This window comes from Nonomuraea sp. NPDC049646 (genome assembly GCF_044465525.1).
GTDB lineage: Bacteria > Actinomycetota > Actinomycetes > Streptosporangiales > Streptosporangiaceae > Nonomuraea.
Map to the genome: position 1 here is coordinate 15,881 of NZ_JBITLU010000010.1, position 24,440 is coordinate 40,320.

Annotated in this window: 23 protein-coding genes and 1 pseudogene; 7 read left to right on the forward strand and 17 right to left on the reverse strand. The window is 72.6% G+C overall.

All coding sequences use genetic code 11. The features are described 5' to 3' along the window. Positions 1–2: 2 nt before the first annotated feature. The 5 genes from efeU to ACIBQ8_RS28560 form a co-directional block, all read right to left on the reverse strand. Positions 3–836 (reverse strand): iron uptake transporter permease EfeU, encoded by an 834-nt coding sequence (efeU, locus tag ACIBQ8_RS28540; protein ID WP_397169849.1) that lies wholly within the window; start codon positions 834–836, stop codon positions 3–5. A 123-nt stretch (positions 837–959) separates the two neighbouring features. Further along, a complete protein-coding gene (locus tag ACIBQ8_RS28545; RefSeq protein ID WP_397193404.1) occupies positions 960–2,327 on the reverse strand; it encodes a glycoside hydrolase family 5 protein in 1,368 nt (455 codons plus the stop codon). Between the two features lie 2 nt (positions 2,328–2,329). After that, a complete protein-coding gene (locus ACIBQ8_RS28550; protein WP_352349787.1) occupies positions 2,330–3,175 on the reverse strand; it encodes a carbohydrate ABC transporter permease in 846 nt (281 codons plus the stop codon). After that, a complete protein-coding gene (locus ACIBQ8_RS28555; RefSeq protein ID WP_397169845.1) occupies positions 3,172–4,131 on the reverse strand; it encodes a carbohydrate ABC transporter permease in 960 nt (319 codons plus the stop codon). Before ACIBQ8_RS28555 ends, ACIBQ8_RS28550 begins: the two co-directional genes overlap by 4 nt. Further along, positions 4,128–5,420: an extracellular solute-binding protein gene (locus tag ACIBQ8_RS28560; RefSeq protein ID WP_397193405.1), complete on the reverse strand. Its 1,293-nt coding sequence runs from the start codon at positions 5,418–5,420 to the stop codon at positions 4,128–4,130. Before ACIBQ8_RS28560 ends, ACIBQ8_RS28555 begins: the two co-directional genes overlap by 4 nt. A 152-nt stretch (positions 5,421–5,572) precedes the next feature. On the opposite strand from ACIBQ8_RS28560, the gene ACIBQ8_RS28565 reads away from it, so the two are divergent. Beyond that, on the forward strand, positions 5,573–6,583 hold the full coding sequence (locus tag ACIBQ8_RS28565; RefSeq protein WP_397169841.1) for a LacI family DNA-binding transcriptional regulator: 1,011 nt from the start codon (positions 5,573–5,575) through the stop codon (positions 6,581–6,583). Positions 6,584–6,965: 382 nt separating this feature from the next. Here ACIBQ8_RS28565 and ACIBQ8_RS28570 read toward each other — a convergent pair whose 3' ends face one another. The 3 genes and pseudogenes from ACIBQ8_RS28570 to ACIBQ8_RS28580 all read right to left on the reverse strand — a co-directional run. Continuing rightward, positions 6,966–7,169: a hypothetical protein gene (locus tag ACIBQ8_RS28570; RefSeq protein WP_397193561.1), complete on the reverse strand. Its 204-nt coding sequence runs from the start codon at positions 7,167–7,169 to the stop codon at positions 6,966–6,968. 104 nt (positions 7,170–7,273) lie between these two features. Then, positions 7,274–7,576, reverse strand: a complete 303-nt coding sequence (locus ACIBQ8_RS28575; protein ID WP_397193562.1) for a hypothetical protein — start codon at positions 7,574–7,576, stop codon at positions 7,274–7,276. A 64-nt stretch (positions 7,577–7,640) separates the two neighbouring features. Beyond that, a pseudogene (locus ACIBQ8_RS28580) lies at positions 7,641–8,129 on the reverse strand (FAD-binding oxidoreductase); the annotation flags it as partial. 46 nt (positions 8,130–8,175) lie between these two features. On the opposite strand from ACIBQ8_RS28580, the gene ACIBQ8_RS28585 reads away from it, so the two are divergent. Further along, complete coding sequence (locus tag ACIBQ8_RS28585) at positions 8,176–8,529, forward strand: nucleotide pyrophosphohydrolase (protein ID WP_397193406.1); 354 nt, start codon at positions 8,176–8,178, stop codon at positions 8,527–8,529. A gap of 127 nt (positions 8,530–8,656) precedes the next feature. Here the strand turns inward: ACIBQ8_RS28585 and ACIBQ8_RS28590 are convergent, their stop codons facing one another. Then, complete coding sequence (locus ACIBQ8_RS28590; protein WP_397193407.1) at positions 8,657–10,135, reverse strand: MFS transporter; 1,479 nt, start codon at positions 10,133–10,135, stop codon at positions 8,657–8,659. 89 nt (positions 10,136–10,224) lie between these two features. Between ACIBQ8_RS28590 and ACIBQ8_RS28595 the strand changes: the two genes are divergently transcribed. Continuing rightward, positions 10,225–13,350 (forward strand): BTAD domain-containing putative transcriptional regulator, encoded by a 3,126-nt coding sequence (locus ACIBQ8_RS28595; RefSeq protein ID WP_397193408.1) that lies wholly within the window; start codon positions 10,225–10,227, stop codon positions 13,348–13,350. Between the two features lie 47 nt (positions 13,351–13,397). Here ACIBQ8_RS28595 and ACIBQ8_RS28600 read toward each other — a convergent pair whose 3' ends face one another. Together ACIBQ8_RS28600 and ACIBQ8_RS28605 are read right to left on the reverse strand one after the other, a co-directional pair. Continuing rightward, complete coding sequence (locus tag ACIBQ8_RS28600; protein ID WP_352320052.1) at positions 13,398–13,850, reverse strand: SRPBCC domain-containing protein; 453 nt, start codon at positions 13,848–13,850, stop codon at positions 13,398–13,400. 4 nt (positions 13,851–13,854) lie between these two features. Then, positions 13,855–15,063: an MFS transporter gene (locus ACIBQ8_RS28605; RefSeq protein ID WP_397193409.1), complete on the reverse strand. Its 1,209-nt coding sequence runs from the start codon at positions 15,061–15,063 to the stop codon at positions 13,855–13,857. Between the two features lie 88 nt (positions 15,064–15,151). On the opposite strand from ACIBQ8_RS28605, the gene ACIBQ8_RS28610 reads away from it, so the two are divergent. Further along, positions 15,152–16,366, forward strand: a complete 1,215-nt coding sequence (locus ACIBQ8_RS28610; RefSeq protein ID WP_397169828.1) for an amidohydrolase family protein — start codon at positions 15,152–15,154, stop codon at positions 16,364–16,366. Between the two features lie 92 nt (positions 16,367–16,458). Continuing rightward, a complete protein-coding gene (locus ACIBQ8_RS28615) occupies positions 16,459–17,157 on the forward strand; it encodes a helix-turn-helix domain-containing protein (RefSeq protein WP_397169826.1) in 699 nt (232 codons plus the stop codon). Here the strand turns inward: ACIBQ8_RS28615 and ACIBQ8_RS28620 are convergent. From ACIBQ8_RS28620 to ACIBQ8_RS28635, 4 genes are read right to left on the reverse strand one after another with little or no spacing between them, the layout of a single operon-like run. Then, positions 17,123–17,767, reverse strand: a complete 645-nt coding sequence (locus ACIBQ8_RS28620; RefSeq protein ID WP_397193557.1) for an alpha-ketoglutarate-dependent dioxygenase AlkB family protein — start codon at positions 17,765–17,767, stop codon at positions 17,123–17,125. The genes ACIBQ8_RS28615 and ACIBQ8_RS28620 overlap by 35 nt on opposite strands. Continuing rightward, positions 17,761–18,216, reverse strand: a complete 456-nt coding sequence (locus ACIBQ8_RS28625) for a hypothetical protein (RefSeq protein ID WP_397193410.1) — start codon at positions 18,214–18,216, stop codon at positions 17,761–17,763. The genes ACIBQ8_RS28620 and ACIBQ8_RS28625 overlap by 7 nt, the downstream gene beginning before the upstream one ends. Next, positions 18,213–18,914, reverse strand: a complete 702-nt coding sequence (locus ACIBQ8_RS28630; RefSeq protein ID WP_397193411.1) for a 2OG-Fe(II) oxygenase — start codon at positions 18,912–18,914, stop codon at positions 18,213–18,215. The genes ACIBQ8_RS28625 and ACIBQ8_RS28630 overlap by 4 nt, the downstream gene beginning before the upstream one ends. Further along, positions 18,911–19,399: a methylated-DNA--[protein]-cysteine S-methyltransferase gene (locus ACIBQ8_RS28635; protein ID WP_397169821.1), complete on the reverse strand. Its 489-nt coding sequence runs from the start codon at positions 19,397–19,399 to the stop codon at positions 18,911–18,913. The genes ACIBQ8_RS28630 and ACIBQ8_RS28635 overlap by 4 nt, the downstream gene beginning before the upstream one ends. 74 nt (positions 19,400–19,473) lie before the next feature. On the opposite strand from ACIBQ8_RS28635, the gene ACIBQ8_RS28640 reads away from it, so the two are divergent. Beyond that, positions 19,474–20,286 (forward strand): lysophospholipase, encoded by an 813-nt coding sequence (locus tag ACIBQ8_RS28640; RefSeq protein ID WP_397193412.1) that lies wholly within the window; start codon positions 19,474–19,476, stop codon positions 20,284–20,286. Positions 20,287–20,618: 332 nt separating this feature from the next. Here the strand turns inward: ACIBQ8_RS28640 and ACIBQ8_RS28645 are convergent, their stop codons facing one another. Continuing rightward, the gene (locus tag ACIBQ8_RS28645) at positions 20,619–20,918 is read right to left on the reverse strand and encodes a hypothetical protein (protein WP_397193413.1); all 300 of its coding nucleotides are present in this window, start codon (positions 20,916–20,918) and stop codon (positions 20,619–20,621) included. A gap of 823 nt (positions 20,919–21,741) precedes the next feature. Here ACIBQ8_RS28645 and ACIBQ8_RS28650 point away from each other — a divergent pair. Beyond that, complete coding sequence (locus ACIBQ8_RS28650; RefSeq protein WP_397193414.1) at positions 21,742–22,329, forward strand: TIGR03086 family metal-binding protein; 588 nt, start codon at positions 21,742–21,744, stop codon at positions 22,327–22,329. Positions 22,330–22,534: 205 nt separating this feature from the next. Here ACIBQ8_RS28650 and recQ read toward each other — a convergent pair whose 3' ends face one another. Then, positions 22,535–24,382 (reverse strand): DNA helicase RecQ, encoded by a 1,848-nt coding sequence (gene recQ / locus ACIBQ8_RS28655; RefSeq protein WP_397193415.1) that lies wholly within the window; start codon positions 24,380–24,382, stop codon positions 22,535–22,537. Positions 24,383–24,440 lie beyond the last annotated feature (58 nt).

A 24,440-nucleotide genomic window follows, 5' to 3' on the forward strand; every position in this document is an offset into this window, starting at 1 on the left:
GTTCAGGCCGCGGGTGCGGTGGAGGCGGGAGTGGTCTTCACTCGCTGAGGCAGCAGGAAGAGGAAGAGAGTGGGCGCGAGGTAGACGATCCAGGCCACGGCCTCGGCGATGCTCGGCTGCGGCGTGATGTTGAGCATGCCGGAAAGCAGGGCGCCGTACCAGGAATCGGCGGGCAGGACCGCGCTGATGTCGAAGGCGTAGGAGCTCAGTCCGGGCAGGATGTTGGCTTCCTGGAGGTCGTGCACGCCGTACTTGAAGATGCCGGCGGCGACCAGGATGAGCAGCAGGCCCGTCCAGGTGAAGAACTTGGTGAGGTTGATCTTCAGTGCGCTCTTGTACAGCCCCCAGCCGATGACCACCGACGTGAGCAGGCCGAGCGCGATGCCGAGCAGCGGGTCCACGGTGGCGGTGGCGCCCTGGACGGCGGCGAAGAACAGCAGCGCCGTCTCCAGTCCCTCGCGGGCCACGGCCAGGAAGGCCATCACGACCACCGCGAGCGAGCCCATCTGCAGCGCGTCGGAGAGCTTGCCCCGCAGCTCGCCGGAGAGCGCGCGGGCGGTGCGCCGCATCCAGAAGATCATCCAGGTGACGAACGCGACGGCGAGCAGCGAGGTGATCGCGTCGAACAGCTCCTGCCCCATGTGCCCGAGGTTGGCGGCGGTGAAGGTCAGCAGCGCGCCGAAGCCGACGGACAGCGCGACCGCCGCGGCGACGCCCGTCCAGACCTGGGGAAGCTTGTCCTTCCTGTCGCTCTTGACGAGGAAGGCGATGAGGACGGAGACGACGAGTGTCGCCTCCAGTCCCTCGCGCAGTCCGATGAGGTAGCTGGCGAACACCGTCACTCCCGCTCGCTGAGGAAAGGCTTACCTAAATTAGGGCAGCCGAAGCATACCTAGCGCAAGAAGTGATGGCGATAGTTTGCCCGGTGGTGTGACGCACCCGACTGTATGAGCGGTTTGTCACCCGGTGAGATTGGCGGCCAGCAGGTCGAGCAGCGGCTCCCGCCGTACGCACTGTTCCAGCGTGAACGAGTCGGCCAGGGCCAGCAGCTCGTCGTCGCCGAGGCCCCTGAACAGCCCGGCGTACTCGGGCAGCAGGGCCTGGGCGATGAGGATGTGCCTGATCAGGTCGTCGGTCTGGTAGCGGGCGCCCCACGGGTAGGGCGCCCAGTCCGGGAACTCGGTCTCGACCAGCCGGTGCAGCGGGGCGAGCACGTCGGCGCACTCCTCCATGGTCGAGCCCCACCGGTCCGCGCCGAGCCGCCGCTTCTTGCCGATGAACGCGCCGAACCTGTCCAGGTACGCCCCCGACGCGTGCACCAGCCCCTGGAGGCCCACGTCCTTGTACGTCCACAGCGACCAGCCGGCGTCGTGGGCGTCGTAGATGGCGAGCTGGTCGCGCAGGACCTGGTAGCGCTGGGCGTCCCGGTCGGGGTCGCCGGTGTAGACCGGGCCGAACTCGCCCACCCACAACGGCGTGCCGGTCTCGCGCTGGAACCGGGACCGCCGGGCGAAGGCCTCCTCAAGCTGGCCGCGGTCGCACCACTCGCCCCTGGTGAGCCCCGGGTACGGGCCGCCGTGGGCGAACCCGGCCAGGGCGTAGTCGTGCATGACGAACACCGTGTTCTCGTACATCTCCCGGAACATCGAGAAGTCGGTGGCGTAGGTGTTGCCGTCCAGGAACAGGACGTGGTCGGGGTCGGCCGCCCGTACGGCCTTGACCAGCCGGTCGTAGAACGGGCCGACCACCTTGCCCGAGACGTCGCCCGGCTCGTTCACCACGTTGTAACCGGCCACCCACGGATGCCCGCGGTAGTGGTCGGCCAGCGCCTCCCACAGGTGCACGGCCCGGTCCTGGAAGTGCCGGTGCTGCCAGAACGCCGCCACGTGCGTGGGGTTGTCGCTGTGCCAGTGCTGGTTCTGGGAGCCGGGCAGGGCGTGCAGGTCGATCACGCTGTAGAGGCCGCGCTCGCCCAGCAGGCCGATCACCCGGTCGAGGTGCCGGAAGCCCCTCGGATCGATCTCCATGGGCCGGCCGTCGGACTCCCAGTGGTGGTAGTTGACCGGGATGCGCACGCAGTTCATGCCCAGCCCGGCCAGCAGCCCGGCGTCGCTGTCGGTGAAGAACGAGGTGAGCAGCCGGTCGAAGAAGAGCTCGGCCCGCTCCTCGCCCAGCACGCCGGTCACGGCCGCGCGCATCGAGGTCTCGTTGGCGGGATAGCCGGTGATGAAGTTCTCCATGTTCATCCAGCCCCCGAGACCCACCCCCCTGAGCCGGACGGGCGTGCCTTCGGGGGTGAGGAGCCGGCTTCCTGAGACGTGGAGCATGTTCACCCTTTCGTCGCACCCGCGGTGAGCCCACCGACCAGGTGACGTTCAGCGATGGCGTAGAACCCGAGCGCCGGCACCATGGCCAGGATCAGGTAGGCGAGGACGCGGGCGGTGTCGGTGGCGTACTGGCCCTGGAACTGCTGGATGCCGAGCGGCAGCGTCCAGCTCGACTCGTCGCTGAAGACCACCAGGGGCAGCATGAAGTTGTTCCAGCTCCCCACGACGGCCAGCACGGAGACCGTCGCCATCGCCGGGCGGGCCATCGGCAGCAGGATCCGCCAGAAGAACCCGAACGGCGAGCAGCCGTCGATGATCGCGGCCTCCTCGATCTCGCCCGGGATGCTCCGGAAGAACCCCCGCAGGATGATGATCGTCAGCGGCAGCCCGAAGGCGGCCTGCGTCAGGATGACGCCGAGCGGGTCGTCCAGCAGCCCGAACGTGCGCAGCAGCACGAAGATCGGCAGGATGGCCACCGCGAACGGGAACATCAGCCCCGCGGTGAACAGCGTGAACAGCGCCTCCCTGCCCCGGAAGGCGAACCTGGCGAAGACGAACGCGGCCAGCGCCGCCAGCCCGACCATCACCACGGTCGTGGCGACGGCGATGAACGTGCTGTTCCACACCTGCCGCCAGAACGACCCCGAGCCGAGCACGTCGGTGTAGTTCGCGGTGACCCAGGGATCGGGCAGGCCGAAGGGGTTGCCCGAGAGCTGGCTGTTGCTCTTGAACCCGCCGAGCAGCGCGTACACGATCGGCGCCAGGATGAACGCGCCGACGATCCAGGCGATCACGTGCAGGGGCAGGGTGGGACGGCGCCGCCGCGCGGGCGGCCTTCCGTGGTTCATCGGCGGCCTCCCATGGACGTCGTCGCGCCCGCCAGGTCCCGGCGCATCACCACGCGCTGGTAGACGAGGGCGAAGACGAGGCTGAGCGCGAACATCACGACGCTGATCGCGTTGGCGTAACCCACCTGGGAGCGCTTGAAGCCGAACTCCATCATGGTGACCGCCATCGTCTCCGAGGAGTGCGACGGGCCGCCGCCGGTGAGGATCCAGACCAGGTCGAACAGCTGGATGGTGTAGATGACCGACAGGAACACGCTGATCCTGATCGTCGGCCCGAGCAGCGGCAGGGTGATGTGCCGGAACGTCTTCCAGGGCGTCGCGCCGTCGATCTGCGCGGCCTCGATCAGCTCGTTCGGGATGCCCTGCCGTCCGGCCAGGTAGATCATCATGTGGAAGCCGAAGTACTTCCACGTCATGACCAGGAACAGCGCGGGCATCACGGTGTCCGGATCGGCCAGGAACTCCGACTCCAGCCCGAACACCGACAGCAGCTGGTTCGCCATCCCGCCGTCCGGCGCGAGGATCAGCGAGAACAGCACGCCGGTGATCACCTCGGACAGCACGTACGGGGCGAAGAACACCAGCCGGTAGACCGCCCGCCCGCGGATGCGCTGGTTCAGCAGCATCGCCACGGCCAGCGAGAACGGGAGCTGGACCAGCACCGACAGCAGCACCAGGACCACCAGGTGCCACAGGTCGGTGGCGAAGATCCCGGACGACAGCAGCCTGGTGAAGTTGTCCAGCCCGACGAACTCGGTGGGCAGCCCGCCGAACCCGTTCCACTTGAACGCGCTGGCGTAGACCGCCACCAGGATCGGCGCCACCACCAGCAGGACGAAGAGCACCAGCGCGGGCAGCAGGAACAGCCCGATCGTCACCGCGCGCCCGCGCCGCCGCCCCGGCGGGGCGGGGACCGGCGGCGCGACGGCCGCCGGCCCTCGGGTCAGCGTCGTCATTCGCTCTTGGCCACTTCGCTGATGTCCTGGCCGATCTGCTCCGGCGTCTTGGTCCCGGCGATCAGCTCGGCCACGCTGTCGTTGACCTGCTGGCCGACGGCCGGCGGGTAGGCCTGGTCCAGGTAGAGCTGGTAGCCGGAGGCGCCGGCCAGCAGGGTCGCGACCTGCTTGAGGTTGGCGTCCTTGACCGCGCTCTCCTCGCCCTTGAGCACCGGCAGCACGCCGCCGGCCGCCACGGCCTTGGCATGCTGGTCCATCTGCGTCATGAACTTCACGAACTCCACGGCCTGCGGGGGCGCGTCCGCGCCCACCGACAGGCCGTTGCCGCCGCCGAAGGCGTCGCCGATCGAGCCCTTGCCGCCGTCGACCGCGGGGAAGGGGAAGAAGCCCAGGTCGTCGCCGAGGCCCTTGCCGGCGTCCTTCTGGACGGCGGGCGCCCACTGGCCCATGAGCTCCATGGCGGCCTTGCCGTTGGAGACCGTGGCCGCCTGCCCGTCGGGGGTGCCGTAGCCCGCGCCGAGGAAGCCCTTCTGGAACGGCTGGAGGTCGGCCAGCGCCTTGACCTGCTGTCCGGCGGCCACGAAGTCGGGCTTGGTGAAGTCGTGGTCCACGCCCGCCTGGGTGAGCGCGGGCAGGCCGGCGATGCGCATCGCCAGATAGGCCCAGTAGTAGTGGCCCGGCCACTTCTCCTTGCCGGCCAGCGCGATCGGGGTGGTGCCGGACGCCTTCAGCTTCTTGACGTCGTCGAGGAACTCCGCCCAGGTGGCGGGCGGGGCCGAGATGCCGGCCTTGGCGAAGAGCTTCTTGTTGTACCAGAAGCCGACCAGCCCGATGTCCGTCGGCAGCCCGTAGGTCTTGCCGTCGAACTGGTACGCGCTCAGCGCCGCGGGGGTGAACGTGCCCAGCATCGAGGCGACGTCGCCGGAGACGTCCTTGACCAGGCCGGCCTCGACCTGCTGCTTGAGCACGCCGCCGCCCCACGTGACGAACACGTCGGGGGCCTTGCCCGACTGGGTGATCGTGGTCAGCTTGGCCTTGTAGGCGTCGTTCTCCAGCACCGTCGCCTTGATGGTGACGTCGGGGTGCGCGGCCTCGAAGTCCTTGGCCCGCTGCGCCCACAGGGACTTCAGCGGTTCGGCGGTGGACAGGTGCCACCATTCCAGCGTGACCTTGGCGGGCTTCTGGGCGGGCTGCGAGCCGCCGGGCTGCCCGCCGCTCTCGCCACTTCCGCCGCTGCCGCATCCGGCGACGAGCACGGCGGTGGCCATGAGGATCAGACCGCGTTTCATCCAGGGGTCCCTTCATCGGGCACGAGCGGTATGAAAGTTTCGTATAGCCCCCGATAATTTCGTTGCTCGGAGCATAGGTACGTGCTGCGCAGGGCGTCAATAGCCGTCTTGGGAGCGATCCCAGCCCGAAACTTTCGGATACACTCCCGAACGTGTCAGCTAAGAGGCGCGTGACGATCGCACTGATCGCAGAAGAGGCCGGGGTGTCCATCCCGACGGTCTCCAAAGTCATCAACGGCCGGCCCGAGGTGGCGCCGGCGACCCGTCACAAGGTCGAACGGCTGCTCCAGGAACACGGCTACCAGCGGCGCGTCAGCCAGGACGACACCCCCGCCGGCCTGGTCGACCTGGTGTTCGCCGAGATCGAGTCGCCGTGGGCCATGGAGATCGTGCGCGGCGCGGAGAGCGCGGCCCACGAGGCCGGGGCCAGCGTCGTCATCTCGGTGCTGCACACCCACGCCGGTCCCGGCCGCGACTGGCTCGAACGGCTGGCCGCCCGCCGCACCGACGGCGTGGTGATCGTCGCCTCGCGCCTGTCCACGGGCGTGCAGGCCCAGCTCAGCGCGCGGTCGCTGCCGTTCGTGGTGGTCGACCCCGAGGGCGAGCCGGCCCCCGGCATCGTCTCGGTCGGCGCCACCAACTGGAACGGCGGCCTGGCCGCCACCCGCCACCTGCTCGAACTCGGCCACCGCCGGATCGGCGTGATCAGCGGCCCCGCCGACATGCTGTGCAGCCAGGCCCGCGTCGACGGCTACCGGGCCGCCCTGGAGACGGCCGGCGTGCCGCTCGCCCCCGAACTCGTCCGGCGCGGCACGTTCCTCGTCGACTCCGGCCACGACCAGGGCCACGAACTCCTGTCCCTGGACGAGCCGCCCACGGCCATCTTCGCCGGGTGCGACCTGATGGCGTTCGGCGTGTTCGAGGCCGCCCGGCAGCGCGGGTTGCGCGTGCCGGAGGATCTGAGCGTGGTGGGGTTCGACGACCTGCCGCTGTCGAAGTCGGCCTGGCCGCCGCTGACGACCGTGCGCCAGCCGCTGCAGGAGATGGCGGCGCTGGCGACCCGTACGGTGCTGGGGATGGGGAAGGGCGAGGTGCCGGAGACGAAGCGGGTGGAACTGGCTACGGAACTGATCGTCCGGGATAGCACGGCCGCCGTGGAGTGAGACGCTACAAGCGTCTTCGTCCTCCGGGCTCAGGCCCCTTCCTTCGGCGCCTCCGGCGCACCCCGCGCCCTGATATCCCACCTTTGAACCTGCGAGACAGCGGGCGCCCTTGCCTGTGTGTGCTGCGTGAACCCCCGCCTACTCAACCGTCCAGCAATCCGGGCGCGTGTGGCCATGCGGACTGAGCTTCAGGTGTACGCGAACCCGTTGCGCGTGCCCCGCGTCACGACAATTTCTCGGGCGACAACGTGAAGGCCACTACATCGCGCGGTCGTACCAGTGAGAAGTCGCGTCGATCAAGGATGGCCGCAGACGGGAGAGGTGGTGCCTGTCGTCGTGGTCGACCATCGCGATCAAGGGCCTGTGTCCGGAAGGACAGCGGTCACACTGAGCGATTGAACCGCTCGGCCAACAGATCTTCGACACGTTCCGAAAGAGTGCCCCCACCGGAGGCGCCGATCCCTGCGATCGAGAGCCGACGACGTACCGGCTTGCCGTCTTCGCCCGGCATGTCGGCGAGTGCCGGGTCGGACGACAGCAGATCGACCAGGTGATGCAGCTCCTCATGCGCATGTCCGGCGCTCATACCCGCGACTGTACGTCGGCGGCAGCACCGGCAGCCGACCCCTCGCCCAACTGGCCGGCAGGCACCAGGCGGCGGGCGAGCGCCGGTGCTCGGACGCCAGGCGATCAGAGGAACAGGTCGTGGGGGTCGTGGGTGGATTTGAGGGAGGTGAGTCTGGTCCAGGTGGACGGGGTGTACGCCTCGGCGGCCAGGGCCGGGGCCTGCGGGCCGGCCAGGAAGTTGCGGAAGCGGAGGCCCGTGCTGGACGGGTCGGCGGGGTCCAGGGGCGGTTTCGGGTCCGTGCCCGCGAAGGCGATCGTGGTCAGGCTGTAGGCGGCCGTGCGGTGGTCGATCGCGTTCGGGACGTCCGGGACGGCGGCCAGGGCGCCGCCGAGGCGGCGGATCTCGACGTTCTCGTACGGGCTCACCCGTGCGCAGGGTTCCGTCGGCCGTGACCAGCTCCAGGGACCTGACCCGGTCGGCGGCCCAGCCGAGCGTGCGGCCGAGCACGGGCAGGCCGCCGCCCAGCGTGTAGCCGACCGCGCCGACCAGGGGGGAGGAGCCGTTCGGCGGGGCGAGGCCGTGGCCGGCGGCGGCGTCGACGACCTGGCCCCAGCGCACGCCGGCCCCGACGCGGACGGTGCGGGTGGCCGGGTCGGCGGACAGGCCGGTCATCCTGCGGGTGTTGATCAGCAGGGCTCCGTCCACGGGGGCGGACAGGCCGTGGCCGGTCGCCTGGACCGCCACCCGCAGCCCCGCCGACCGGGCGTGGTCGATGGCCTTCCGGACGTCGTCCGCGTCCCGGGCGCCGACGACCACGGCGGGGCGGACGGGGCCGGCGACGGTGTTGAAGCGGGCCGTCTCGTCGTCGTACCCGGGGTCGCCGGGGACCAGGACCGGGCCGTTGAAGTGGGAGAACACGTAAGCCAGTCGATCGCGGAAGCGGCCGGGGAACCAGACGGGGTTCGCCCGGACTGTCATCACCGGTCGTGATGAATCGGCCGGCGGGCCAGTAGGGTCGGGTGTCGTGAGCGAGGAGCTGGAAGGGCTGGCCGTACGGCTGCGGGAGTTCGCGCGGGCCCGCGACTGGGAGAGGTTCCACACGCCGAAGAACCTGGCGATGGCGCTGGCGGGGGAGGCGGGCGAGCTGGTCGCGGAGTTCCAGTGGCTGACCGCCGAGGAGTCCGCGAGCCCCGACCCCGACACGCTCGCCCGCATCCGCGCCGAGCTCGGCGACGTGACCCTGTACCTGGTCCGGCTGGCCGACGTCCTGGGGGTCGACCTGGTGGCGGCGGCGACCGCCAAGCTGGCCGACAACGAACGCCGCTACGACCCGGCCGCCTACCGCGGCTCGGCCAGGAAGGCGCCCCCGTCCGGCTGATCGGGCGTACGGGGAAGCGCCGCCGTCCGCTTGATCGGGCGTACGGACGGCATGCCTCTGAGAGGCCGGGGACGGCGGAGGACCGCCGGCCGGGCCGGCGGTCAGGGGGTGGGAAGGGCAGGAGGGGTCAGGACGTCGGGCGGTGGTGGCGGAGGGCGAGGAGGGCGAAGACGGCCAGTCCCGCGAAGACCACCGCGCTCACGGCCCCCACCGTGTTCAGCCCCGCCGTGAACGCCGCCCGCGCCGTCTCCAGCAGGCCGGGCAGGTCCTTGGCGGCGGTCACCGCCGCGCTGATGCTCTCCCGCACGGCCTCCACCGGCAGGTGCTCGGGCAGCCGCCCGCGGTAGACGGCCGTGCCGAGGCTGCCGAGCGCGGCCACGCCGACCGCCACCCCGAACTCGCCGCTCGTCTCGGTCAGCGACGCCGCCGACCCGGCCTTCTCGGCGGGCGCGGCCGTCATGATCACGCTGTTGCCCGCGCCCATCGGCAGCGCGATGCCCGCCGAGGCCAGGACCAGCCCGGTGACGACCAGCCCGGTCCCGCCCACGCTGGGGACCTGGGTGTGCAGGAACAGCCCGACGGCGCCCAGCGCCAGCCCGGCGGCCATCACGTACGCGGTGCCGATCCGGGCGGCGAGCCGCGGCGCGACCGACAGGGCCACGATCATCGCCACGTTCTGCGGCACCAGCCACAACCCGGCGCCCAGCGGCGACAGCGACTCCACGGTCTGCAGGTACTGGGTGGTCATGAGCGTGGTACCGGCCATGACGATCCCGCCGAGCGACATGATCCCCAGCGTCGCCGCGAACGCGCGGTCGCCGAACAGCCGCAGGTCCAGCAGCGGGTTGGCGAGGCTGCGCTGCCGCCTGACGAACACCACGCCGAAGGCCGTCCCGGCGGCGACCGCGATCAGCGGGACGGGCTGCCAGCCGCCGCGCGCGACCTCCTTGAGCCCGTAGATGACCGGCAGGATGGTCGCCAGGGACAGGGCCACGCTGGCCGGGTCGAGGCGGCCGGCGTGCGGGTCGCGGTACTCGGGGAGCAGCAGCCGTCCGGCGACCAGCACGGCCGCCATGAACGGCACGCCCATCAGGAACGCCGACCCCCACCAGAAGTGCTCCAGCAGCAGCCCGCCCACCAGCGGGCCGACCGCCATGCCGAGCATGAAGCAGCCGTACCAGAGGCCGATCGCGGTGCCCATCTGCCGGCCGTCGGTGAACATCGTGCGGATCAGCGCCAGCGACGACGGCAGCAGCGTCGCCCCCGAGACGCCGAGCAGCGCCCGGGACGCGATGAGCATCTCCGCGTTCACCGAGTACGCGGCGGCCACCGAGGCCGCGGCGAAGGCCACCGAGCCGATCAGCAGCAGCCTGCGCCGCCCGATCCGGTCGCCCAGCGTCCCCATCGTCACCAGGAACCCGGCCAGCATGAACGAGTAGATGTCCAGGATCCACAGCTGCTGCGGGGCGGAGGCGCCGAGCCCGGCGCTCAGGTGCGGCAGCGCCAGGTAGAGCACGCTCAGGTCGATGGAGAGCAGCAGGGCCACCGAGGCGAGGATCGCGAGCCCCGTCCATTCACGCCGTCCAGCGAGGGTGCCGGTCTTCATGTCGTTTCCCCTTTCGTCGCTCTCACCGTGCCGGAGGGCGCTTCCGGTGCGCTTCTCGTGTGCTTACGGCGGCGCATAAGGTGACGGGCATGCGTTTTGGGGTGCTGGGGTCGCTGGCGGTGTGGACCGACGCGGGGGAGCCCGTGACGATCCCCGGGCTCAAGGTCCGGGCGCTGCTCGCCGACCTGCTCGTCCACGAGGGCCATCCGGTCTCGGCCGACCGGCTGGTGGAGGACCTGTGGGGGGAGGAGCCGCCGGGCAACCCGGCGGGCGCGCTCCAGGTGCGGGTCTCCCAGTTGCGCAAGGCGCTGGAGGACGCCGAGCCGGGCGGCAAGAACCTGGTGGTCTCGCGGGCGCCCGGCTACCTGCTGCGCACCGATCCCGGCGCGCTCGACGCCGACCGCTTCGCCGATCTGCTGACCCGCGCCGAGGCCGCCGACAGCCCGCGGACCAGGGCGGGGCTGCTGGCCGACGCCCTGGCGCTGTGGCGGGGGGCGGCGTACGCCGACTTCGCCGACGAGGAGTACACCAGGTCGGCGATCGTCCGGCTGGAGGAGCAGCGGCTGACGGCGCTGGAGCAGCGCGCCGAGGCCCGGCTCGACCTGGGCGAGCACGGGCTGCTCGTGGGCGAGCTGGGCGACCTGGTGGCCCGGCATCCGCTGCGGGAGCGGCTGCGCGCCGTGCACATGCGGGCTCTGTACCGGGCCGGACGGCAGAGCGACGCCCTGGCGAGCTTCGCCGAGCTGCGCGAGCGCCTGGCCGACGAGCTGGGCCTCGACCCCGGCCCCGAGCTGGTCGCGCTGCACCAGGCGATCCTGGCCCAGGACCCGGAGCTGAGCCTGCCCGCCGAGCGGCCCACCACGAACCTGCCGGCGTCCGTCAGCAAGCTCGTCGGCAGGGACGAGGCGCTGGCCGAGATCTGCTCGCTGGTCACCGCCGAGCGGCTGGTGACGCTCACCGGCGCCGGCGGCGTCGGCAAGACCAGGCTGGCGCTGGAGGCGGCGCACCGGCTGCTGGACGGCTTCGCCGACGGCGCCTGGCTGGTCGCGCTCGACGCCGCCACCCACTCGCCCGCCGAGGCGATCATGGCCGCCCTGGACATCCGGGAGGACCCGTCGGGCGGCGACGTGCGCGAGCGGCTGGCCGCGGCGCTGCGGCCGAGGCGCGTGCTGCTCGTGCTGGACAACTGCGAGCACGTGGTCGAGCAGGTCGCCGAGGTGGTCGACGCGCTGCTGGCCGCGGCGCCGGGCCTGACCGTCCTGGCCACCAGCCGGGAGCCGCTCGGCGTGGACGGCGAGGTGTTGTGGAGCGTCCCGCCGCTCGGCCTGCCGGCGGGCACGGACCTGACGGAGATGGCCCGCTCGGACGCCGTCCGGCTGTTCGTCGCCAGGGCCGCCGCCTCGGCCCGCGGGTTCGCCCTGGAGGCGGGCAACGCGCAGGCGGTGGCCCAGCTCTGCCGGCGGCTCGACGGCATCCCGCTGGCCCTGGAACTGGCCGCGACGCGGGTGCGGGCGCTGGGCGTCCAGGGGGTGGTGGACCGGCTGGACGACCGGTTCAGGCTGCTGGCGTCCGGACGAAGGGGCGCGCCCGCCCGGCAGCAGACGCTCACCGCCGTGATCGACTGGAGCTGGGACCTGCTGTCGGACGCGGAACGGGTGGTGCTGCGCCGCCTGGCCGTGCACGCGGACGGCTGCACCCTGGAGTCGGCCGAGGCGGTGTGCGCCGAGCCGGGGCTCGACGTGCTCGACCTGCTGGCCCGGCTGGTCGACCGCTCGCTCGTGGTCGTCGCCGAGAGCGCGACGGGCGTCCGCTACCGGCTGCTGGAGTCGGTGTCGGAGTACTGCGTGGGCCGCCTGGCCGACGCCGGCGAGCTGGCCGACGTGCGCCGCGCCCACCTGCGCCACTACCTGGAGCTGGCCGTGGCCGCCGAACCCGGCCTGTACGGCGGCGAGCAGCGGGACCGCCTGCTGCGCCTGGACGCCGAGTCGGCCAACATGCGGGCCGCGCTGGACACCGCGATCGCCGAGGGGGCCGCCGACGCCGCCGCGCGCCTGGTCAACGCGCTGGCCTGGTACTGGTTCCTGCGCGGCCGGCTGGCCGAGGGACGGCGCTCGCTGGGCGCGGCGCTGGCCGTCGCGGGGCCGGACGGCCCGGCCAGGCACCGGGCGGCGGCCTGGCACGCCGGGTTCGCGCTCCTGCTGGGCGAACAGGTGGCATGGGAGCCGCTGCTGGAGCGCGTCGCCGACCCGGGCGAGCGGGCCAGGGCCGAGCTGTTCGCCGGCATGAGCGTGCCCGACATGGTCACCGGCCAGGAGCTGACCGGACGCGCGCTGGCCGCCTGCCGCGCCCTCGGCGACACGTGGGGCGTCGCCGTCGCGCTGGCCAGGCGGGCGCGCGACGCGTTCACCATGCGCGACACCGAGGCGCTGGAGCGCGACGCGGGGGAGAGCGCGCGGCTGTTCGGCGAGCTGGGCGACCGCTGGGGCATGTTGCAGGCCACCGAATGGCTGGCGGGCGCGGCCGAGATGGCCGGCGACCACGAGCGGGCGCGCCGGCTGTTCGCCGAGGGGCTGCGGATGGCCGAGGAGCTCGGCCTGTGGCCGGAGGTGGCCGGGCGCATCGCCTGGCTGGGCTGGACGGCGCTGCACGGCGGCGCCTACGACCAGGCCATGGAGCTGTGCGGACGGGCCATGAAGCTGGCGCTCGACCAGGGCTACAAGATGGGCGAGACCATGGCCGAGATGGGCCTGGCCTTCGCCGCGCGCCGCGCCGGGCTGCTCGACGTGGCCGAGTCGCACCTGCGCCACCTGCTGGAGGGGCTGCCGCGCGACCCAGCCGTCGAGCCGCCGTTGCACCTGCCGGACCTGCTGGTCGAGCTGGGCCACGTCACCGAGCTGCGCGGCGACCCGGCCGCGGCCCTGGAGCTGCACCGGGAGGCGCTGGCCGCGGCGGTCAGGGTCGGCGACCCGCGCACGGCGGCGGCGTGCGTCGCGGGCGCGGCGTCGGCGGCCGGGCCGACCGAGCGGGCGGCGGTGCTGCTGGGGCTGGCCGCCGCGGTCCGCGAGCAGATCCGGACCCCGGCCAACGCCTCCGAACGCGAGGAGGAGGAGCGGGTCACGGCCCGGGTCCGGGACGCGCTCGGTGAGCACGTCTTCGCCGCGGCGTACCAGCGGGGCGGCACGTACAAGCTGGACGACGCCCTCGGCCTGTTCTGAGGGTCGGCCTGCCGAGGGTCGGCGCGTGGGGGCCGGCGTGTCGGTGGTCAGCGGGCGACATGCTCGGCCAGGCGGTCGAAGAACTCGTCCCAGCCGGCCCTGGCCTGCTCGGCGTGCTCCTGGTCGGTGTTGACGCCGAACTGGTGGAAGCGCATCTCGGTGCCGCCGTCCCGGTCGAGCAGGTCGAGCGTCACGACCGAGGCCGGGCCGTCGCCGGGGTTGTCGGGGTCGCCGGTGGTGAACACCAGCCGGGCGGGCGCCTGCACCTCGCGGTAGGAGCCCTCCAGCGTCGCCTCGAACCCCTCCTCGCCGACGAGCGTCGCGCGCCACCGGCCGCCGGGACGGGCGTCGAGGGTGATCCGGCCGACCGGCGTGGCCAGCATGCGGGGGCCGAACCAGCGGGAGAAGCGCTCGGGCTCGGTCCAGGCGGCGTAGACGTCCTCGCGGGGGGCGTCGAAGGTGCGGACGATCTCGTACTGCGCGGTCTGCGTCGTTGTCATGCCTCTACGATGCGGGAGCGGCCTTACGATCCTCTTCCCGCGGGCTTACGGTGATCTGCCGCACCGGCCGCAGGGCCAGCAGCGCCAGGCAGCCGGCGACCGTGACCAGCGCGGAGAAGCCCAGCACCTCGCGGGAGCCCACCAGCGTGGCCACCGGCCCGGCCAGCGCCTGGCCGATCGGGAGCGACATGGTCGAGCCGCCGATCTCGTACGCGCTGACCCGGTTCAGCGCCTCGGCCGGCACCAGCGTCTGCACGCTCGTCGCCCACATCACCGACCAGAACGCCCACCCAGCCCCGCCCACCACGTGGCAGGCCATGATCACGCCGAGCGGCACGCCGGCCGCGAAGCTCAGCGGCTCCAGCGCGAACAGGAACATGCCGATCCCGCCTGCCACCAGCGGCCTGGCCGGCCTGATCCGCAGCGCCACCAGGCCGCCCACGATGGTGCCCGCCCCGCCCGCCGACATGACCAGCCCGTACGCGGTCTGCCCGTACGCGTCGGTCACCAGCACCGAGCCCAGCGGGATCAGCGGCCCGAAGAGGGTGATCCCGAAGACCACCCAGATCAGGATGACGCTCCACATCCACGTGCGCGACCGGAACTCCCGCCAGCCCTCCCGCAGCCGCAGCAGCACCGGCTCCGCGCCGGCGCCCGCCACCCGCACCCGCATGAGCAGCAGGCACACCGCGCTGACCGCGAACCCGGCCGAGTCGGCGGCGAACACCACGCCCACCCCGGCGAGCGCGACCAGCGCCCCCGCCAGCCCCGGCCCGAGCAACTGCATGATCGCCTCGGACATGCGCAGGGTGGCGTTGGCCCGCTGCACGTCGGCCGCGATCCGCGAGATGGTGCCCGCGACGCCCGGCGTGTACATGGCGGCCGCCGCCCCGGCGACCGCCGACAGCGCCACGACCTGCCACAACTCCGGCCGTCCCAGCCCGAACAGCGCCGCCGTGGCCGCCTGCGTCCCGGTCCTGGCCAGGTCGGCGCCGACCATCATGCGGCGGGGCGTGAAGCGGTCCATCAGCACGCCGCCGAACAGGATGAGCCCGGCCATCGGCACCATCCAGGCGGCCAGCGCCAGGCCGACGCCGGTGGCGCCGTAACCGGCGTCGTGCATGCCGAGCGCGGTGGCCACCGGCATCATCGCCGAGCCCAGCATCGACACCGTGCGGGCGGTGAAGAAGAGCACGAAGTCGCGCGTCCACATGGACGGCCATCATGCCGTAATAAGTAAACCTTCTTATCGATTGGGGTGGTTCCGCTTCAGGCAGGGCCGCCTGTGGCACTGTGGAGGCATGCGGATCATCCGTGCCGGCACGGTGCTCACCGGGCGTCCCGGAGAGGTCATCACGGACGGCGAGGTGCTGATCGACGGCTCGCGCATCGTCTCGGTGGGCCCCCGCGGGAGCGCGGGCCGGGCCGCGGAGACGCTCGACCTGCCCGGCCACACCCTGCTGCCCGGTCTCGTCGACGCGCACGTGCACCTCGGGTTCGACGGCACGGTCGACCCGGTGACCGGGCGCAGCGCCGTGAGCGACGGCCGCCTGCTGCTGCGCATGGCCGAGAACGCCCGCAAGCTCGTCTCCGCGGGCGTCACCACGGCCCGCGACCTCGGCGGGCGCGGCTTCCTCGACCTCACCCTGCGCGACGCCATCGAGGACGGCCTCGCCGTCGGCCCCCACCTGATCGCCGCGACCCGGCCGATCACGGTCACCGGCGGCCACTGCTGGTACATGGGCGGGGAGGCCGACGACGAGCCGTCCGTCCGCCGGGTGGCCAGGGAGAACCTGCGGGCCGGGGCCGACTGCCTGAAGGTGATGGCCTCGGGCGGCGAGATGTCGCCCGGCTCGGTGCCGAGCTGGCGGGCCCAGTACCCGGCCGCGCTGATCAGGGCCGCCGTGGAGGAGGCCGCGACGCGCGGCAGGACCGTCGCGGCGCACGCCCATGCCCCCGAGTCGATCGGCAACGCGCTGGAGGCCGGGGTCACCACGATCGAGCACTGCACGTTCCACACCCCGGCGGGCCCGGCCTACGACGCGCGGCTGGCCGACCGCATCGCCGGGACCGGCACGTTCGTGTGCCCGACCGTGCACGGCCAGTTCTGGAACCTGCGCGCGCTCGTCGGCGCCGAGCCCATGGACCGCTGGCTGGGCAACCTCGCCGCCATGCGCGAGGCCGGGATCAGGCTCGTCGCCGGGACCGACACCGGGTTCGCCATCGCCGGGCTCGACAAGCGCACCGACGACTACGTGTCGGGGCTGGAGGTCTTCGCCGAGGCCGGGTTCGGCAACGCCGAGATCGTCGAGCTGGCCACCGTACGCGCCGCCGAGGCGTGCGGGGTCGGGGCCGAGACCGGCAGCCTGGAGGCCGGGAAGCGCGCCGACGTCATCGCGGTCCGCGGCAACCCGCTCGACCGCCTGGCCGACCTGCGCGCGCTCGACCTCGTGCTGGTGTCGGGGCGTTCGGTCGGCCAGCAGCACGTCGACACCGTGACGTCGTCCGTCGGCTGAGCCTGAGCGGGCGGCCCGGCCGCGCCGGCTCCTGGCGTGGCTCGCCCGCCGCCTGTCCGCCCGACGGGACGCCGGGCGCTAGGCTGCCGCGTGTGGAGTTGAAGGATCAGGTACGCGAGCTGCGCGCCCAGGGCAGGTCCCCCAAGGAGATCGCCCGGGCGCTCAAGGTGTCGCCGTCGGTCGTCGCGCCCCTCGTGCGCGCCATCGCCGCCGAGAACGTGACGTCGGCCGAGCCCGAGGTGGTCGGCTGCTGGATGAACGTCGGCTGGAGCGCCGGGCTGGGCGTCGACCCGTCCAAGGGCTGGGTCGACGAGGCCCCGGAGTCCGGCGCCGGCGGCATGGTGTGCGTGCTGGTCGCCCGGCGCCACACCTGGGACCGGATGACGGTCTGCGGCTACCTCGCCGACGTCTACTGCCTCGGCCTCAAGAACACCATCGGCCCCGACGTGCTCGACGAGCGCGACCTGCGCAGGTTCCGCGAGTACTTCTTCGGCGAGTACGCGGGCTACCAGGAGGTGCCGATCGAGCTGGCCCAGCACCTGGTCTTCGGCTCGATCGACCACGCGCGCACCCTCGGCTTCGAGCCCCACGAGGACTTCTCGCCCGTCAGCGACCTGCTGGGCAAGTGGGAGGGCGGCTCGGCCATCACCTTCGGCCGCGACGGCAAGCCCTTCTACACCCCGGGCCCGCACGACGACCCGGGCAAGGTCCTGCGCATCCTGCGCCGCACCCTCACCGACGACCAGTTCGACTACTTCATCGAAGACCCGTCACCCGCATCGTCACATTGAGCCGCCCGGCGGCCAGGCCCGTGGCCGGGTCGCCGGTGCCCGGGTAGACCTTCGGCACGCCGTGGAAGGCGAAGCGGGACGCGCCGCCGAACACGAACAGATCACCCGAGGCCAGCTCGACGTCGGTGTACGGCTTCCCGCGCGTCTCGGTGTTGCCGAAGCGGAACAGGCACGTGTCGCCGACGCTCAGGGACACCACCGGGGCGTCGGATCGCTCGTCCTTGTCCTGGTGCATGCCCATCCTGGCCTGGCCGTCGTAGAAGTTGACCAGCGCGGTGTCGGGGTCGTAGCCGTCGTCCGGGCGGCCGTAGGCGTCGGCCAGCGCGCGGCGGCCGAGGTCGCCGAGCCACGTGGGGAACGCGGCCACCCGCCGCCCGTTCACGTCGTGGGCCAGGCGCGTGTACCGGTACGGCTGCCAGTGCCAGCCGACGCACACCGTCCGCACCGACATCACGCCGCCGCCGGGCAGCACGGTGTGCCGGATCGGCACCGGGCCGGTCGCCCACGCGCGGCAGGCCCGCACCAGGTCCTGCTGCTCGGCCAGGGACAGCCAGCCGGGGACGTGCACCGCACCCGGGGCGATCTCCCGCATGGGCAGGGGGATCACGATGGTTCCCTAAATATCAGGTTTCGTCCTATTCGCCATGTCGTGCCGTCGGCGTCGGCTCCGCGCATGCCTTCCAGTGTCCCAGGAGCGGCCAGGGCCACCGCGCGGGCCGTGGCCGCCGAACCGTACGTCCGGCGCGGATCCCAGTCGGTGCTGCGGCGCAGGCGCTGGCTCATCCCGGCCCATCCGGCCGGCGCGCCCGCGACCACCCAGGCGTCCGGCTCACCCGCCGTGAACCGCCTGGCCTGGCGCAACCACGACGCCGCGGTCTCCGGCCAGGCGACCACGGCGAGCACCGTCCCGTCCCAGGCGTCGGCGAACGCCCCGGCCAGGCGGGCGCCGTCCCGGCCGTGGCCGACGACGACGGCCTCCGCCCGCGGGCGCTGGGCCCGGACTAGGGTGAGCAGCGCCTCCAGCTCGGCCGTCCGCTCCCCGGTCAGGTCGGCGGTCATGCCGCGTCGTGCAGGACCAGGCCGAGGGTGTGCCGCAGCCCCGAGCGCACGGTGCTGACCCCGTGCCGCACCGGCGAGGCCGACCAGCCGCGCGAGGAGCGCACCGGCCGGTCGCGGGTGGTGAAGATCAGCCCGTGACCCTGCGGCAGCGCGGTCACCGTGCCCCGCGACTGGGCCCTCGGCCGCTGCTCCACCAGCAGGAACTCGCCCCCGGTGTAGTCCTCGCCGGGCCGGTCGAGCCCGATGACGACCTGCAGCGGGAACACGAGGTCGCCGTACAGGTCGCGGTGGAGCGCGTTCCAGTCGTTCTCCCGGTAGCGCAGCAGGATGGGGGTCGGCCTGGTCTGTCCCGCCGCGTGGCACATGTCCAGCCACTCGGCGAAGTCGTCCGGCCAGGGCGCTGGCTGCCCGAGCCGGGCCGCCCAGTCGCGGGCGATCGGCAGCAGACGCGGATAGAACGCCGCCCGCAACTCCTCGACCAGCGGCGGGAACGGCCGGCGGAAGTACCGGTACTGGCCCGAGCCGAATCGGTGGCGGGCCATGTCGACCGTCGAGCGGAACCGTCCGGTCTCGTCGTACAGGCCGGAGATCTCCGAGCACTCCCCGGGCGAGAGCAGCCGCGGCGTCAGCGCGCAGCCGTGGGCGTCGAGCTCCCCGGCCAGCCGCTGCCAGTCGGCCCCCTCGACCTGCGCCGTCACGACAACACGCTCCAGAGCTGCGGCTGCAGGACGCCTTCGAGGGTGAGCAGGTCGCACTTGCGCTCCAGGCCGCCCGCGTAGCCGGTCAGCGCGCCGTCCGCGGCGACCACCCGGTGGCAGGGGACCACGACGAGCAGCGGGTTCGCGCCGATCGCGGCGCCGACCGCGCGGACCCGGTCCCGCGCCACGCCGGCGCGGGCGGTCAGCTCGCCGTAGCTCGTCGTCGTCCCGTACGGCAGTGCCGCCACCTCCGCCCACACCCGCTGCTGGAACGCCGTCCCGCGGGCGGCCAGGGGCAGGTCGAACGAGGTGCGCCCGCCCGCGAAGTACTCGCCGAGCTGCCGTTCGGCCTCCTCGAACGCGGCCGGCTCCCGGCGTCCGGGCGGCGTGCCCACGTCGAACGACACGCGGGTCAGCCGCCCCGCGCCGTCGCCGACGAGGAGAATCTCGCCCAGCGGACTGTCGATGATGGTGTGGATGTCCATACTCTCTACAACACCGGCGCGCCCGCGGAAGTCAGCGGTTTTCGGACGTCGTGGCTGGATGGGAGAGGAAGTTCATGGCCGAGTCGCGAGAGCACACCTTCACCGGCACGCGGGGGCTGAACGTCGTCCGCGAATGGCCGCACGACCGGCCCCGCTACATCGCCCTCCTGGTCCACGGATACGGCGAGCACATCGGCCGTTACGAGTACGTCGCCGACCGTCTCGTCCGGCACGGCGCCGCCGTCTACGGGCTCGACCACATGGGCCACGGCAGGTCGGCGGGCGAACGCGTGCTCGTCGAGGACTTCGAGGACGTGGTCACCGACGTGCACACCGTCGAGGAGCGCGCCAGGGCCGACCACCCCGGCGTCCCGGTCGTGCTGATCGGCCACTCCATGGGCGGCATGATCGCCGCCCGGTACGCCCAGCGCTACGCCGAGGGCCTGACCGCGCTGGTGCTGTCGGGCCCGGTGATCGGCGAGTGGGCGGTCATCCCCGCGCTGATGGCGCTCGACGAGCTGCCCGACATCCCCATCGACCCGGCCACGCTCTCCCGCGACCCGTCGGTGGGGGCGGCGTACGCGGACGACCCGCTGGTCTGGCACGGGCCGTTCAAGCGGGCCACGGTGGAGGCGTTCGCCGCGATGCTGGACACGATCGCCAAGGGCGGCACGTTCGGCGCCCTGCCCACGTTGTGGGTGCACGGCGAGGACGACCAGCTCGTACCGCTGGCCGGCAGCCGGGCCGGGGTGGAGGCGGTAAAGGGCACCGACCTGACCGAACGCATCTACATCGGCGCTCGCCACGAGGTCTTCAACGAAACCAACAGGGACGAAGTCCTCACCGACGTCCAAACCTTCATCAACCAAGCCCTGACCAACCACTGACGGGAACCGCACCGTCTGCCGCACCCCTGCCTGCTGGGCACCCGGTCGCCAGGACGGCTCCTGCAAGGGGCTGTCGGGTGCTGGGCGGCGGCGAGGACGGCGGGTGCCACGGGCTGCTGAGTGCTGGGCAGCCGGTATGCGGCAGCGGCGCGAGCCGTCGGCTGCCGGATGCGAGGTGGCTGGCAGCCAGCCGTGACTCATGCGCTGGGCGGCGGGACGTCGGCGGTGGTTCCTGCGGTGAGCTGTCGAGGCGGTTGGAGGTCGGCGGTGGTCCGTACGGTGGGCGGTGGGAGGTCGGCGGGGGTCGTGCGGTGGGTTGCTGGGTGCTGTCGTCAGGTGACCGGTAGCCAGAGGTGGCCCTTGCCGTGGGTGCGGCTGAGCTCGATCTTCCAGCAGCCGGGCTTGGGGAAGACGAGCCCGGTGCCCCATTCGTCCCCCGGCCGGTGCCAGGACGACCCGCCGTGCTCCTCGGGCCCCCAGGCAAGGCGGGCAGCGGTGCCGTCAGGAAGGGACGCCCTGACCGTCAGCGGCCCATCCCCGGTCATCCGCCACACGATCTTGGTGGTCTCCTTCTTTCGAAGCGGCAGCCCGGACACGAACAACAACCCCCACACCTCGGCATCCGCCGACACCCCCCGCACCTCCGGAAACTCACCCCCACCCCCTCCCGCCACCAACGCCCCCCGACACCCCAACTGCTCAGCCGGGGCGCTGGACCTCCCCCTCCCGCCAACTCCCACCCGAGCACCAGGGCTCGGGCGGGCGTCAGTGCCCAGGCTGGGGCCGGGGTTCGTGGCTGGGTGGGCGTCGGTGCTCAGGTTGGGGGCGGGGGCGGCGGTGGAGCCGGAGTGGACGCTTCCACTGTGGTCAGGAGCCGAGGTGGCATCAGCGGCCGGGCGTGAGCTCCCGCTCCCACCGTCGCCCGCCGGGAACCCCGAATCCGCGCTCACCGAGGGATCCGCGCGCACCGAGGAATCCACGCTTACCGAGGGGGCCGCGCTGCTCCCCGTACCTTCGAACGGGGCCCCAGCGCCACCGCTCGCCTCCACGCCCCGCGCAGGACCGTCGCCATCCCCCGCACATCCGACCCCTGCCAGCAGCACCGCCACCGAAATGACCGCCAACTTCCTCATACCCTCACCTACCTCCCACCCGCCCAGAAGGTTCCACCGGGACACAAGCCACCCGCACCACCGCCACCCGCACCACCGCCACCCGCCCAAAAGGTTCCAGCGGACACGCGCCGCCCGCACCACCCCTGCCCGCCCTCGACACCCCGCGCCGAAGCACCCCAAGAGCACTCACCCACCAGCCACACCCCGCCTGTGCCGGTCGCTTGGGCCGGGGCCGGAACGGGTTGGGAAGTTCGTTGACAGAGGTTCGGGAGTAGGTGTGGTGGGGGAGGGGCGATGAGTTTCGGGGTTCCGGGCGGTCTGTATGAGTCGAGGAGGCGACATGGACGAACGGGCGCGGGCGTTGACGGCAGGGGTGGCGTTGCTGGAGCGGGCCATCCACTACACCTTGGGCAGCCTGCGAGTGGTGAGCCCGCACGTGCTGTGCCGGCCCACCCCGTGCTCCCGCTGGAACCTCCAGGAGCTCCTGGACCACATGCAGGACTCCTTCGAGGCCCTGAACGAGGCCGCGCTCGGCCGCATCGCCCCCGCCCGCAGACCGGTGCCGGTCGGCGGGCCGGTGTCCGGGAACCCGGCGCTGCTGGTCAGGGACGGCGCGACGGAGGTGCTCGGCACCTGGACGGGCACGATCCGGGCCGGGATGATCGCGGTGGGCCACGTGCCCATGACGACGCCGATGGTGGCCGCCACGGGCGCCATCGAGATCACCGTGCACGGCTGGGACATCGCGCGGGCCTGCGGTGAACGCCGCCCGATCCCGCACGCCCTCGCCGAAGAGCTGCTGGACCTGGCCCAGCTCTTCGTCACCGACGAGGACCGCCCGTACCGGTTCGGCGCCAGGCTGCGGCCGCCCCCGCTGGGCACCGCCCAGGACCACCTTCTCGCCTACCTCGGCCGCGACCCGAACTGACGGCACGACCGGCCCCCCACCCGGCGGCGGCACCCCGTACGATCAAAGAGGGACACCGGGGCCCGGCATCCGTCCGGCCGGTCGCGGGCCATGCGCCTCGACCGGGTCGGCCAGCGTGATGGCGACGACCGTTCTTCGTGCGGCCGTCGCCATCACCCCGAACCGTGGCCCTCCCGGAGCCGAAGGCAGTCGAGCGGGGACGGCGTCAGGCGTCTTCGGCGGCCGCCGCCGCGACGACCTCCAGGACCTGGTCTCCGTATTTGGCGAGTTTGTTCTCCCCGACCCCGTTGACCCGGCTCAGCTCCGCCGGCGAGGACGGCGACGACGTGGCGATCTCCCGCAGCGTGGCGTCGTGGAAGATGACGTACGCCGGCACGCCCTGCTCCTTGGCGACCGCGCCCCGCCAGGCCCGCAGCCGCTCGAACAGCGCCGCCGCCTCGGCGGGCAGCTCGGCGGCCGGCTGGCCCTTCGCCCCGGAGGACCCGGACGACCCGGACGACGACCTGGACGACCGGGACGCCGGACGGGCCGAGTCGCGGCGCAACGGCACCTCCCGCTGCCCGCGCAGCACGTCGGCGCTGGCGTCGGTGAGCACCAGCGTGCCGTGGTCGGACTCCACCGCGAGCAGGCCCTGTGCCAGCAGTTGCCGCACCACGCCGTGCCACTCGGAGTTGCCCAGGTCGGTGCCCACGCCGAAGACGCTCAGCGAGTCGTGGCCGTGCTGGAGCACCTTGGCCGTCTTCTTGCCGAGCAGGATGTCGACCACCTGCCCGACGCCGAACTTCTGGCCGCGCTCCCGCTTCAGCCGCAGCACGGTGGACAGCACCTTCTGGGCGGCGATCGTGCCGTCCCAGGACTCGGGCGGGCTCTGGCAGGTGTCGCAGTTGCCGCAGGGCTCGGCGCCCTTCTGCCCGAAGTAGTCGAGCAGCATGACCCGGCGGCAGCCGACGGTCTCGCACAGCGCCAGCATGGCGTCGAGGTGGAGGACCTGGCGGCGGCGGTGGGCCTCGTCGCCCTCCAGGGCCATGCGCCGGTGCTGGACGACGTCTTGCAGGCCGTAGGCCATCCAGGCGGTCGCGGGCAGGCCGTCGCGCCCGGCGCGGCCGGTCTCCTGGTAGTAGCCCTCGACCGACTTGGGCAGGTCGAGGTGGGCGACGAAACGCACGTCGGGCTTGTCGATGCCCATGCCGAACGCGATGGTGGCCACCACGATCAACCCGTCCTCGCGCAGGAAGCGGGACTGGTGGGCGGCGCGGGTGCGGGCATCGAGCCCCGCGTGGTACGGCACCGCCGCGATGCCGTGGTCGGCCAGGAACGCGGCGATCTTCTCCACCGACGAGCGCGACAGGCAGTAGACGATGCCGGAGTCGCCCGGGTGCTCGGTGCGCAGGAAGTCGAGGAGCTGCCGCTTGGGGTCGCTCTTGGACGTGATGCGGTAGTGGATGTTGGGCCGGTCGAAGCCGGCCACGAAATGGCGGGCCTCGTCGAGGCCGAGCCGGGTGGAGATCTCGGCGTGGGTGGCGGGGGTGGCGGTGGCGGTCAGCGCGATGCGCGGCACCTGCGGCCAGCGCTCGCGCAGCTCCGACAGGGCGAGGTAGTCGGGGCGGAAGTCGTGGCCCCACTGCGCCACGCAGTGGGCCTCGTCGATGGCGAACAACGAGATCTCGCCCTTGGCCAGCAGCCGCATCGTGGCCTCGACGCGCAGCCGCTCGGGGGCGAGGTAGAGCAGGTCGAGCTCGCCGGCCAGGAACTCGGCCTCCACGAGCTGGCGCTCGTCGAAGTCTTGGGTGGAGTTGAGGAAACCGGCCCGCACGCCGAGCGCGCGCAGCGCGTCGACCTGGTCCTGCATGAGCGCGATCAGCGGCGAGACGACGACCCCCACCCCGGGGCGCACGAGCGCCGGGATCTGGTAGCACAGCGACTTGCCGCCGCCGGTGGGCATGAGCACCAGCGCGTCGCCGCCGCCGACGACGTGGTCGATGATCTCCTGCTGACCCGCCCTGAACGAGTCGTAACCGAAGACGCGGTGGAGAGCCTCGGTGGGGGTATCCATGCGGCTACCTTACGTGGTCGTCGGCCGACGTTCCGTCAGTTCCGCCGACGGCGGACCG

Coding starts and splice junctions, on each gene's coding strand:
- ACIBQ8_RS28640 (WP_397193412.1), top strand. CDS start 19,474: ATGGCCGAGTCGCGAGAGCACACCTTCACCGGCACGCGGGGGCTGAAC.
- ACIBQ8_RS28595 (WP_397193408.1), top strand. CDS start 10,225: ATGCGTTTTGGGGTGCTGGGGTCGCTGGCGGTGTGGACCGACGCGGGG.
- ACIBQ8_RS28590 (WP_397193407.1), bottom strand. CDS start 10,135: ATGAAGACCGGCACCCTCGCTGGACGGCGTGAATGGACGGGGCTCGCG.
- ACIBQ8_RS28605 (WP_397193409.1), bottom strand. CDS start 15,063: ATGTGGACGCGCGACTTCGTGCTCTTCTTCACCGCCCGCACGGTGTCG.
- ACIBQ8_RS28555 (WP_397169845.1), bottom strand. CDS start 4,131: ATGACGACGCTGACCCGAGGGCCGGCGGCCGTCGCGCCGCCGGTCCCC.
- ACIBQ8_RS28625 (WP_397193410.1), bottom strand. CDS start 18,216: ATGACCGCCGACCTGACCGGGGAGCGGACGGCCGAGCTGGAGGCGCTG.
- ACIBQ8_RS28550 (WP_352349787.1), bottom strand. CDS start 3,175: ATGAACCACGGAAGGCCGCCCGCGCGGCGGCGCCGTCCCACCCTGCCC.
- recQ (WP_397193415.1), bottom strand. CDS start 24,382: ATGGATACCCCCACCGAGGCTCTCCACCGCGTCTTCGGTTACGACTCG.
- ACIBQ8_RS28610 (WP_397169828.1), top strand. CDS start 15,152: ATGCGGATCATCCGTGCCGGCACGGTGCTCACCGGGCGTCCCGGAGAG.
- ACIBQ8_RS28560 (WP_397193405.1), bottom strand. CDS start 5,420: ATGAAACGCGGTCTGATCCTCATGGCCACCGCCGTGCTCGTCGCCGGA.
- ACIBQ8_RS28635 (WP_397169821.1), bottom strand. CDS start 19,399: ATGGACATCCACACCATCATCGACAGTCCGCTGGGCGAGATTCTCCTC.
- ACIBQ8_RS28570 (WP_397193561.1), bottom strand. CDS start 7,169: ATGAGCGCCGGACATGCGCATGAGGAGCTGCATCACCTGGTCGATCTG.
- ACIBQ8_RS28545 (WP_397193404.1), bottom strand. CDS start 2,327: ATGCTCCACGTCTCAGGAAGCCGGCTCCTCACCCCCGAAGGCACGCCC.
- ACIBQ8_RS28600 (WP_352320052.1), bottom strand. CDS start 13,850: ATGACAACGACGCAGACCGCGCAGTACGAGATCGTCCGCACCTTCGAC.
- ACIBQ8_RS28650 (WP_397193414.1), top strand. CDS start 21,742: ATGGACGAACGGGCGCGGGCGTTGACGGCAGGGGTGGCGTTGCTGGAG.